12 protein-coding genes are annotated in these 10,590 nt (G+C 70.0%); 4 read left to right on the top strand and 8 right to left on the bottom strand.

What is annotated here, in order from left to right; genetic code table 11:
- From dprA to ESP51_RS19580, 8 genes are all read right to left on the bottom strand, one after another.
- Positions 1–1,119: DNA-processing protein DprA (dprA, locus tag ESP51_RS19615; RefSeq protein ID WP_129522555.1), on the bottom strand; the 1,119-nt coding region annotated here is incomplete at its 3' end.
- On the bottom strand, positions 1,116–2,657 hold the full coding sequence (locus ESP51_RS19610; RefSeq protein WP_129522554.1) for a YifB family Mg chelatase-like AAA ATPase: 1,542 nt from the start codon (positions 2,655–2,657) through the stop codon (positions 1,116–1,118). The genes ESP51_RS19610 and dprA, both read right to left, overlap by 4 nt.
- On the bottom strand, positions 2,657–3,013 hold the full coding sequence (locus tag ESP51_RS19605) for a YraN family protein (protein WP_129522553.1): 357 nt from the start codon (positions 3,011–3,013) through the stop codon (positions 2,657–2,659). The genes ESP51_RS19610 and ESP51_RS19605 overlap by 1 nt, the downstream gene beginning before the upstream one ends.
- A 106-nt stretch (positions 3,014–3,119) precedes the next feature.
- Complete coding sequence (locus ESP51_RS19600; protein ID WP_129522552.1) at positions 3,120–3,443, bottom strand: DUF2469 family protein; 324 nt, start codon at positions 3,441–3,443, stop codon at positions 3,120–3,122.
- A gap of 6 nt (positions 3,444–3,449) precedes the next feature.
- Positions 3,450–4,151 (bottom strand): ribonuclease HII, encoded by a 702-nt coding sequence (locus tag ESP51_RS19595; RefSeq protein ID WP_129522551.1) that lies wholly within the window; start codon positions 4,149–4,151, stop codon positions 3,450–3,452.
- Between the two features lies 1 nt (position 4,152).
- A complete protein-coding gene (gene lepB / locus ESP51_RS19590) occupies positions 4,153–4,899 on the bottom strand; it encodes a signal peptidase I (protein WP_129522550.1) in 747 nt (248 codons plus the stop codon).
- An 87-nt stretch (positions 4,900–4,986) separates the two neighbouring features.
- Entirely contained in the window at positions 4,987–5,334 is a 348-nt protein-coding gene (gene rplS, locus ESP51_RS19585; RefSeq protein ID WP_129522549.1) for a 50S ribosomal protein L19, read from the bottom strand.
- 198 nt (positions 5,335–5,532) lie between these two features.
- A complete protein-coding gene (locus ESP51_RS19580) occupies positions 5,533–6,045 on the bottom strand; it encodes a hypothetical protein (protein ID WP_129522548.1) in 513 nt (170 codons plus the stop codon).
- Between the two features lie 72 nt (positions 6,046–6,117).
- On the opposite strand from ESP51_RS19580, the gene map reads away from it, so the two are divergent.
- From map to ESP51_RS19560, 4 genes are all read left to right on the top strand, one after another.
- Positions 6,118–6,885, top strand: a complete 768-nt coding sequence (gene map / locus ESP51_RS19575) for a type I methionyl aminopeptidase (RefSeq protein ID WP_129522547.1) — start codon at positions 6,118–6,120, stop codon at positions 6,883–6,885.
- 255 nt (positions 6,886–7,140) lie between these two features.
- Complete coding sequence (nirB, locus tag ESP51_RS19570; protein WP_129522546.1) at positions 7,141–9,726, top strand: nitrite reductase large subunit NirB; 2,586 nt, start codon at positions 7,141–7,143, stop codon at positions 9,724–9,726.
- A complete protein-coding gene (nirD, locus tag ESP51_RS19565) occupies positions 9,723–10,106 on the top strand; it encodes a nitrite reductase small subunit NirD (RefSeq protein WP_129522545.1) in 384 nt (127 codons plus the stop codon). The genes nirB and nirD overlap by 4 nt, the downstream gene beginning before the upstream one ends.
- A partial coding sequence (locus ESP51_RS19560; RefSeq protein WP_277871103.1) for a precorrin-2 dehydrogenase/sirohydrochlorin ferrochelatase family protein occupies positions 10,106–10,590 on the top strand: 485 nt, incomplete at its 3' end. The genes nirD and ESP51_RS19560, both read left to right, overlap by 1 nt.

The raw sequence follows: 10,590 nt of genomic DNA, 5'->3' as shown, positions 1-10,590 counted from the left end.
GTCGGGCGATGCGGCGGCGGCGTATCGCCGGCCACCGCCGGCACTCGTACCGGCGGGCGCACCGGCCGCGGCCGGCCCGCGCTGCAGATTCGCCACGGCCTCACCGGTCGGGTGCGCGCCGGCTCGGTGATCGCCGACGAGCTCGGCCATCTGCCCGGCGTCGACGACGCACACGGCGTTGTACTCGCGGAGGAGGCGATGGCAACCGCCTGATGCCGGACTCGTGACCGGTCCGGGCACCGCGCCGAGCGGGCGCCCGAGCGCTGCGGCGTGTCCGGCGGTGTTGAGCGAGCCCGAACGAACCCCGGCCTCGAGTACGACCGTCGCCTCGCTCGCGGCCGCGATGAGTCGATTGCGCTGGAGGAAGCGCCACTTCGTCGGAGCCGCACCGCATCCGAGCTCGGAGACGACCGCGCCGGTCGCGGCGATGCGTGAGAGCAGCGCTTCATGACCCATCGGGTAGAAGCGGTCGACCCCGCCCGCGAGGAACGCGACGGTGACACCATCACTCGCGAGCGCCGATCGGTGCGCCATGCCGTCGATGCCGTAGGCGCCGCCCGACACGATCGTGAACCCGCGATCGACGAGCCCTGCGGATGCCTCCATCGCCACATGCTCGCCGTAGCCCGTGGCGGCACGCGCCCCGACGAGGGCGATCGACGGCCTGCCGTGGTTCAGGGCGTCGGCGCGGCCGCGAATCCACAGGAGAAGCGGCGCGTGCACGCCGAGCTCGTCGACGCCGGCCGGCCACTCGGGATCGCCGGGGATGAGCAGGCGCGCTTCGACACGCGCGGCTTGGGCGAGCGAGCGGACGAACGCCGCATGGTCGACGCGGGGCAGCCATCGCTCGAGACCGGCCGCAGCCTCGCGTTCATCGAGCGACTCGCCGGCCTCCGCGACACGAGCGGCGAGCCGCTCGGCCGGCACGGACTCGAGCAGCAGCTCGGCGCTTTCGGCCGGGCCGAGCGCAGCGACGACGCGACCGAGGAGCCCGTCGCCGGGCTCAGCGACCGAACTGAGCAGCGCGCGGGCGAACGCCTCGAGCGCCGCACCGTCGTCGCGGCGGAGGGCGGAGAGCTCGGCGGCCAGTCGCGCCGCCGAGTGCTTCACGATGCTCATGCGGGGATTCCCTTCCTGAGATAGAACGCGCGACCCACCTGGTCGGCGCCGGGGCGCACCGCGCCGTCGAGGTCGGCGATGGTCCAGGCGACCTTCAACACCCGGTCGTAGCCGCGCATCGTGACACCGCCGCGTTCGAGCGCGCGATCGAGTGCGGCGGTCGCCTTGCCGCCGGGATGCAACCCGCCAGCGCCGCGCAACCACGGGCCCGGCATCTCGGCGTTCGTGCGCCAAGGGGTGCCGAGCAGTCGGTCGGATGCCGCAGCGCGAGCTTCGATGACACGGGCACGGGCCTCATCGCTTGTGATGCCGGTGCGCTCGCCCATCAAGCGGAGCCCGGCCGCGGTGACGCGGGGCACCTTCAATTGCACGTCGATGCGATCGAGGAGCGGCCCCGAGATGCGGCCGAGGTACCGCCGTCTCATCGACGGCGGACACGTGCATTCGTTGCCCGGCGAGTCATAGCCCCCGCACGGGCACGGATTCGCCGCGAGCACGAGCTGGAATCGCGCAGGGAACGAGGCGACGGCAGTCGCACGATGAATGCTGACGCTGCCCGATTCGAGCGGCTGACGGAGCACATCGAGCACCGATGCCGGAAACTCGGGTGCCTCATCGAGGAACAGCACGCCGTGGGTCGCCCGTGCTGCAGCACCCGGACGGATGAGCCGGCTGCCGCCGCCGACCATGGCCGCCGCCGTCGCCGTGTGATGCGGAGCCTCGAACGGCGGACGCAGTGACAGTCCGTTGACGAGCCGCCCCCCGGCGAGCGATCGGAGTGAGGCGACCTCGAGCGCGGCGTCGGAATCGAGATCGGGCAGGATTCCCGGCAGCCGGGACGCCAGCATGGTCTTGCCGGCTCCCGGCGGGCCGAGGAGGAACATGTGATGGCCACCGGCAGCGGCCACGAGGAGCGCTTCCACCGCTTCTTCGTTGCCCGCCACGTCGGCGAGATCGCCGGGCACCTGCTCGGGCTCGTCAGCGCGATCGGTCGAGGGGACCGCGTCGATCTCACGCACCTCGTAGGCGCCGCCGTGCCAGATGGCGGCTTCGAGGAGCGAGGCGACCCCGATCACCGTCACCCCGGGCACGAGCGACGCCTCGGCGGCATTGCCCGCCGGCACCATGACCGTGTCATGGCCGGCTCGCGATGCCGCGAGCACCGCGGGGAGGATGCCGTCGATCGGTCGCAGCCGGCCGTCGAGCCCCAGCTCACCGAGGTGCACGACACGGTCGACCGATTCGCGTGCGATCTCGCCGGCGGCCGCGAGGCACGCGATCGCGATCGCGAGGTCGAAGCCGGAGCCGTGCTTCGGCAGGGCCGCGGGTGAGAGGTTCACCGTGAGGCGGCGCTGCGGCAGGGGGCATCCGGCGTTCACGGCAGCCGAACGCACTCGCTCACGGGCCTCGGCGAGTGCGGCGTCGGGCAGGCCGATGATGACGAACGCGGGCAATTGCGACGAGAGGTCGGCCTCGACCTCGACGATCGAGCCGGCGAGCCCCAGCAGGGCGACCGATCGGGTGCGGGCGACGGGCATCAGCTGATCCCCTCGAGATGCTCGATGAGTGCCGGCGCCTCGGTGGGGGCGAGTACGGCGACGGCGTCGATGCGGATTCGCGAGACCGCGGCATCCGTCGCCTCGCACCAGGCGATCGCAAGCCGGCGCATGCGCGCGAGCTTCACCGGGGTGATCGCCTCGAACGGGTGCCCGAAGTCACTCGTCGTGCGGGTCTTCACCTCGATGAAGACGGTGTCGCGCCCGTCGCGCGCCACGATGTCGATCTCGCCGAGCCGGCACCGCCAATTGCGGTCGAGCACCGCCATGCCGCGGCCGACCAGATGATCGACCGCGAGCTGTTCACCGCGTCGGCCGAGTTCCGCGTTGTGCGCCATCCGCACCACCTCCGCGAACAGCGTCGCGCGGTGGCGGCGGCGGGCGAGGCGAAGCGGCGCTCAGCGGCGAAGGCCGAGCAGGGAGCGTCGCTGTCGAGGACGAGTGCTACTCGTCGAGCGCGAGCTCCTTCGGGAGTTCGAACTCCCGGGTCGCGAGCTCTTCGACGTTGACGTCTTTGAAGGTGAGCACGCGCACCGACTTCACGAAGCGGTCGGCGCGGTAGACATCCCACACCCACACGTCTTTCATGGTGAGCTCGAAATAGAAGTCGTGCTCGGTATCACGCCGCACGAGTTCGACCTCGTTCGCGAGATAGAAGCGTCGCTCGGTCTCGACCACATATTGGAATTGCGACACGATGTCGCGGTACTCCCGATACAGGGCCAGCTCGACCTCGCGGTCGTAGTCTTCGAACTCGTCTTCATCCATCGTGACTCATCCTACGCCGAGGTCGAAGAGCGCCGGCGCCGTTGGCGAGCGATCGTGCAGCCAAGTCGAGCGGTGCAGCTCGTTGGGTCCGTGCTCGTCGATCGCGGCGAAGTGGGCACGGCTCGCGTAGCCCTTGTTCTCGTCCCAGCTGTAGACGGGCACGTCGTCGTGCGCACGACGCATGCCACGATCGCGATGCACCTTGGCGATGACGGAAGCCGCAGCCACCGATGCGCAATCACGGTCGGCCTTGATCCGCGTGACCACGCGGGCGCGATGCTCGATGGCGATGCTGAGCCAGTCGTGGTTGCCGTCGAGCAGGAGCGGCGCATCATCCACCTCGTTCACCTCATCGCCGAGCGCGAATGCGAGCGCGGCGAAGGCGCGAGCTCCGGCGAGGCCGAGGCACGCCATGATGCCCAGTTCGTCGATCTCCTTCGCCGAGGCGTCGCCGACCGCCGATGCGCGGACCCATGCAGCCGCCTTCGGCGCCATCTGCTCACGACGCGGCTCACTCAGGAGCTTGGAGTCGCGTAGGCCCGCGGGCATGCGGCGCACGCTCGCATCGATGAGCACGAGCCCGACCGTGACCGGGCCCGCGAGCGCGCCCCTGCCGACCTCGTCGCACGCGAGCAGCACCGAAGCGCCTCCGGCGAAGATCTCGCGCTCCGCCCGCAATGTCGGCACCGCGACCGGTGGTGGAACCATGTCAGCCCGTTCCCTCATCGACACCATCGAACACCTGGGGGTAGTTGTCAAGCCACATCCAGTGGTCGATGGGCCAGCTCACGACGAAGGCGCGGCCGACGACGTTGTCGATGGGCACGAATCCCTCGAGCGGGGTCTCGGTGTTGTATCTCGAGTCCTTCGAGTTGTAGCGGTTGTCGCCCATGACCCACAGCGAATCGTCGCGTACCTCGACGTCGAAGTCGTCGCGAGAGACCTTGCTCTCGCCCGGAGGCAGCGCCACATACGTCTCGTCGAGCGGCACGCCGTTGACGCTCATCTGGCCGAGCGCGTTGCAGCACACGATGTGATCGCCTGGCAGTCCGATGACGCGCTTGACGAGGTGGTCGTTCGAGTCGGGCGCCGAGAGTCCCACGAACGCGAGGAACCAGTCGACGGCGGCCACGAGTGGCGGCTGCGGTGTCTCCACGCGGGCCGGGAGCCATCCGCCCGGGTCTTTGAACACGACGACGTCGCCGCGCTCGAGTGGCGTGAGGTCGGGAACCAGCTGGTTCACGATGATGCGATCGTCTTTCACGAGGGTCTCCTCCATCGACTGCGATGGGATGAAGAACGACCTGATGAGGAACGTCTTGATGAGGAACGAGACGAGCACGGCCACCACGAAGATGACGAGCAGGTCGCGCAGGAAGAGGAGAATGCCTCGTTTTCTGCGCGCCGATGCCGAGCCCGCGCGATCTGATCGCGTGGTGATAGTTTCTTCTGTCATTTAACCGCCCGAGCTCCCCACCCAGTCTAGGGGCGGGGAGCTCGATGGTGATGCCAGGCACTCGCGATCCGCGAGTGGCAGCGGCGACTAGTTGTCGCGCTTCTCCTTGATCTTGGCCTTCTTGCCGCGGAGCTTGCGCAGGTAGTAGAGCTTCGCACGGCGCACGTCGCCGCGCGTGACGACCTCGATGTGGTCGATCACGGGCGAGTGCACCGGGAACTTGCGCTCGACGCCGACCTGGAAGCTGACCTTGCGCACCGTGAAGGTCTCGCGCACGCCCTCTCCTGAACGGCCGATGACGACGCCCTGGAAGACCTGCACGCGGCTGCGCGTGCCTTCGATGATGTTGACGTGCACCTTGACGGTGTCGCCGGGCCGGAAGTCGGGAACATCCGACCTCAGGCTCGCTGCGTCGAGTTGGTCGAGGATGTGCATGATGGTTCGCTCTCTGCGCCCGCCACCGGTCGAACGCGGATCATGGATTGAAGTGAATGGTGCCGCCCGCGCGACCAGGTCGCGCTGTGCTAGCTCCCCGGAGGCAGAGACCTGCGGCGGCACAATCCTCTATTGTGCCATGTCACGGCACTCCCCGGCAAAAGCGGGTCCACGGATGCCGCTGCAATGCCGCCTCCGTCAGTCGCGAACCTCGCGCACGATGATGACCTCGTCGTCGCCGTCGTCGAAGGGCGGGCCATGAGTGCCCGCGGCATCCGGACGCCGTGCGGCGCCCTGCTGCTGGGCGGCGAGTCGCTCGAACTCGGCCATCGACGCCTGCACGCGCCGCGCGCCGTCGTGCACGAGCTGCCAGACGACCATCCAGAAGGCAGCGATCGCGAGCAGGATCGCGAGCACCGCGAAGAGCGTCGCGGTCGCGCCGTAGAAGCCCGTGGCGACGATGGCGGCGTGCCAGGCGCCGATGACGCCGAGGTCCATCCACGACACCGCGCGCTGCTCGCGCACGGTCGGCCGGAGCGACGTGAGGAGCGCGACGACGCCGAGCGAGAGGAACCCGACCGGCACGACCACGATGAGCCCGAGCGTGCCCCAGCCGCCGCCGCCGAAGATGGCCCAACCGACGGCGAGCCACACGGGCAGCGCGACGATCGCGATGAACAACCATCGGTAGAACGCACGCCGGATCAGCATGCTTCCAGCGTAACGGCGGCGCCTTCGAGCCCGCCGGGTGTTCACTCAGGGCGGAGACGACAGAATGGACTCGTGATCGAACTGAGAACCCCTGCCGAAGTCGAGGAGATGCGGCCTGCGGGCCGTTTCGTGGCGAGCGTGCTCGAAGCCACATCGCGAGCCGCCGCGGTCGGGGTCAACCTGCTCGAGCTCGACGCGCTCGCGCACGAGATGATCAGGGCGGCCGGCGCCGAGAGCTGCTACATCGACTATCACCCCTCGTTCGGCGCGAGCCCGTTCGGCAAGGTCATCTGCACCTCGGTGAACGACGCGGTGCTGCACGGCCTCCCCCGCGACTACGCCCTCCGCGACGGCGACCTGCTGACCCTCGACTTCGCGGCGTCGGTGAACGGATGGGTCTCCGACTCCGCCGTCTCGATCGTCGTCGGCACGCCGCGAGACGGAGACCTGCGGCTCATCGACACCACCCAGCGCGCCCTCACGGCCGGCATCGCGGCCGCGCGCCCCGGCAACCGCATCGGTGACATCTCCCGCGCGATCGCGAACGTCGCGAAGGCCGAGGGCTACTCGATCAACACCGACTTCGGCGGGCACGGCGTCGGCCGCACCATGCACGGCGACCCGCACATTCCGAACGACGGCCGCCCGGGCCGCGGCCTGCCGTTGAAGCCGGGACTCGTGATCGCGATCGAACCATGGTTCCTCGAGACGACGGACCGCATCGTGACGGATGCCGACGGCTGGACGCTGAAGAGCGCCGATGGATCGCGCGGCGCCCATTCCGAGCACACCATCGCCGTCACCGAAGGCGACCCGATCGTGCTCACCGCGCGCAGCTGAGCGCCTTCTCACAATCCTCTCGCGCACGAAGTGCGGAGAGGTTTGCATCGGGTTAACACCTCACGTCCGACGAGGAAACACGACTTCCGTACCGTCATTGTCAACAGCTCGGTGCGTGATCAGGGGGCCCCGAACGACCATCGGCCTCCTGCACGCCCGCGTCTGAGACGGAATGAGGAGACCCGGATGGCCCGCGACACACCCCCGAAACACTCCCGCCACGGCGACGCAACGCCGAGCGTTTACCGTGACGGCATGTCGGACAACACGCTCACGCGTCACCTCGTGGTGGTCGGCGCCGGAATGGTCGCCCACCGCTTCGTCGAGAGCGTGCGCACTCGCGACCCAGAGGGCCGCTGGCGCATCACCGTGATCGGCGAGGAGGACCGCCTCCCCTACGACCGCGTAGGGCTGACCGCATTCTTCGACGGTGCGACCGTCGACGACCTCACGCTCTCACGCGAGCACTTCGTCGACGACGAGCGCGTGTCCTTCCTCCGCGGCGACGCGGTCGTGGCGCTCGATCGCGACGAGCGGCGCCTGCGCACGGCGAGCGGCACCGTCGTCGAGTGGGACGAGCTCGTGCTCGCAACGGGCTCCTACGCGGCATCCCTCGCCGTCGACGGTTTCCACCTGCCCGGCGTCTTCGTCTACCGCACGCTCGACGACCTCGAGTCCCTCTCCTCGTGGGTGGCCGAGCGCAAGGGCGCCCTCGACCGGCCGGTTCGCGGCATCGTGGTCGGCGGCGGGCTCCTCGGCCTCGAGGCCGCGGGAGCGCTCCAGGGCATGGACGTCGAGGCCACCATCATCCAGTCGTCCGATCGCCTCATGTCGGCCCAGCTCGACGCGGCCGGCGGCGAAGCGCTCGCGCGCCTCATCGGAGCCCGCGGCATCGAGGTGCGCACCGAGACGATCACCACGAGGCTCGACCCGGGCCCCCACGGCGGTGTCGCGCAGCTCGAGTTCCGCGACGGCAGCCTCGCTCCGGCCGACGTGGTCATCTTCACGGTCGGCGTGCGCCCGCGCGACGAGCTCGCACGGATCTCCGGCTTGAAGGTCGACAAGCGTGGCGGCGTCATCGTCGACGCCGGATGCCGCACCTCCGATCCCTCGATCCACGCGATCGGAGAGGTCGCCGCGATGGAGGGCCGTTGCGTCGGCCTCGTCGCCCCCGGATATGCGATGGCCGAGGTCGTCGCGACCCGCCTGCTCGGCGGCGAAGCCGAGTTCCCCGGGTACGACCTCTCGACCAAGCTCAAGCTCGGCGGCGTCGACGTCGCGAGCTTCGGCGACGCGTTCGGCGAGACGCCGGGCGCACTCGACGTCGTCTACGCCGACCCGGTCGCCGGCGTCTACAAGAAGCTCGTGCTCTCCGACGACGCGTCGATCCTGCTCGGCGGCATCCTCGTGGGCGATGCCACGGCCTACGCCTCGCTCCGGCCGCTCATCGGCGCCAAGCTCGGCGGGGACCCGTCGGCCTACCTGCTTCCCGAGACCGACGGCGCCCGCCCGGCCACCGGCCCGCTGCCCGACGAGGCGCTCGTCTGCAGCTGCAACGCCGTCAGCGCCGGCCGCATCCGGTCCGCAGTCACCGATGACGGATGCACGGATGTCGCGGGGGTCAAGGCGTGCACGAAGGCCGGTGCCGCGTGCGGCTCGTGCCTCCCCCTCGTCAAGCGCCTCGTCGGCGCCGAACTCGAGGCCGCGGGCGTCACCCTGAGCAGCGCGCTCTGCGAGCACTTCGCCTCCACCCGCGCACAGCTCTTCGACCAGGTGCGTGTGGCGGGACTCACGACGTTCAGCGAGATCGTCACGCGGTTCGGCACCGGGCGCGGCTGCGACATCTGCAAGCCCGTCGTGGCGAGCATCCTCGCGTCGCAGGGCGCCGGACACGTGCTCGACGGCGGCCGCGCCTCGCTCCAGGACACGAACGACCACGTCATGGCGAACCTGCAGAAGGACGGCAGCTACTCCGTGGTCCCCCGCATCCCCGGCGGCGAGGTGACCCCCGAGGGTCTCCTCGTGATCGGCCAGGTCGCGAAGGACTTCGGGCTCTACACGAAGATCACCGGCGGCCAGCGCATCGACCTGTTCGGTGCGCGCCTCGAGCAGCTTCCAGAGATCTGGCAGCGACTCGTCGACGGCGGCTTCGAGTCGGGCCACGCCTACGGCAAGTCACTGCGCACCGTCAAGTCGTGCGTCGGCTCCACGTGGTGCCGATTCGGCGTGCAGGACTCGGTCGGCATGGCGGTCGAGCTCGAGCTGCGCTACCGCGGCCTGCGGTCACCGCACAAGCTGAAGCTCGGCGTCTCGGGATGCGCCCGCGAGTGCGCGGAGGCCCGCGGAAAGGACGTCGGCGTCATTGCCACCGAGCAGGGCTGGAACCTGTACGTGGGCGGCAACGGCGGATTCACGCCGCGGCACGCGCAACTGCTCGCCGAAGGGCTCGACTCCGAGACCCTCATCCGCACGATCGACCGGTTCCTGATGTACTACATCCGCACCGCCGACCGTCTCCAGCGGACCGCCCCGTGGCTCGAGGAGCTCGAGGGCGGCCTCGATGCCCTCCGCGCGGTCATCATCGACGACTCGCTCGGCATCGCCGACGACCTCGACGCCGCGATGGCGCTCCACGTCGACGCCTACGAAGACGAGTGGAAGGCGACGCTCGACGACCCAGAGAAGCTCAAGCGCTTCGCCTCGTTCGTCAACGCGCCGACGACGCCCGACCCCTCACTCGCCTACACCGCAGAGCGCGGGCAGCCCCGGCCTGCGACCGACGCCGAGCGCGAGAGCGGTGGCGTGCTCATCGCCGGAACCACCCTGGAGGTACGCCGATGACCATCGCCGACACTGCCCGAACCATGGAGCCGAATCGCACGAGCAGCTGGGTGCCCGTGTGCCGGGTCGACGACCTCGAGGTCGAACGAGGCGCAGCGGCGCTCATCGAGGGCGACCAGCTCGCCCTCTTCCTGCTCCACGACGGCAGCATCCACGCCGTGCAGCAGCGCGACCCGTACAGCGGCGCGTACGTCATGTCGCGCGGCATCGTCGGCAGCCGCGGCGACGCCCCGACCGTGGCCTCCCCCATGTTCAAGCAGGTCTTCGACCTCCGCACGGGAACGTGCCTCGACACCCTCGGCAAGGAGCGGCACGACCTGCGCACCTGGCCCGTCGCGGTCGAGCACGGGATCGTGCACATCCGGAAGGACCCACGCTGATGCTCATCGGAATCGACGTCACCGGACGGCGCGTGGTCGCCGTCGGCGGCGGCCCCGTCTCGGCACGTCGAGTCGCGCGCTTCGTCGATGAGGGCGCCGAGGTCATCGTCGTCGCCCCTGAGCTCGATCCGGCGCTCGCGGTGCTCGTCGACGAAGGTCGCATCATGTGGACGGCGCGCCCGGTCGTGCGCGACGATCTCGCCGACGCGTGGCTCGTGCACACCGCGACCGGCGTGCCCGCCGTCGATCACGCGGTCGCCGCCTGGGCCGACGAGGCTCGGATCTTCTGCGTGAACGCCGGACACGGCGACCACGGCACCGCTCGCATGACGGCGGAGACCCGCTCGGGAGACCTCATCGTCGGCGTCGTCTCCGAGGGCGGCGTCGATCCCCGGCGCAGCGGCGCGGTGCGCGACGCCGTGGCCGACGCCCTCGCCGAGGGACGACTGCCCGTGCGCCGCCGGCGCACCGGCGGCCCCGGTCG

Origin of the sequence: Agromyces albus, assembly GCF_004134825.1 — a bacterium.
GTDB classification, from domain to species: Bacteria; Actinomycetota; Actinomycetes; order Actinomycetales; family Microbacteriaceae; genus Agromyces; species Agromyces albus.
The sequence above is the reverse complement of the archived record's forward strand: the minus strand, read 5'-3'. Positions and strand labels throughout refer to the sequence as shown.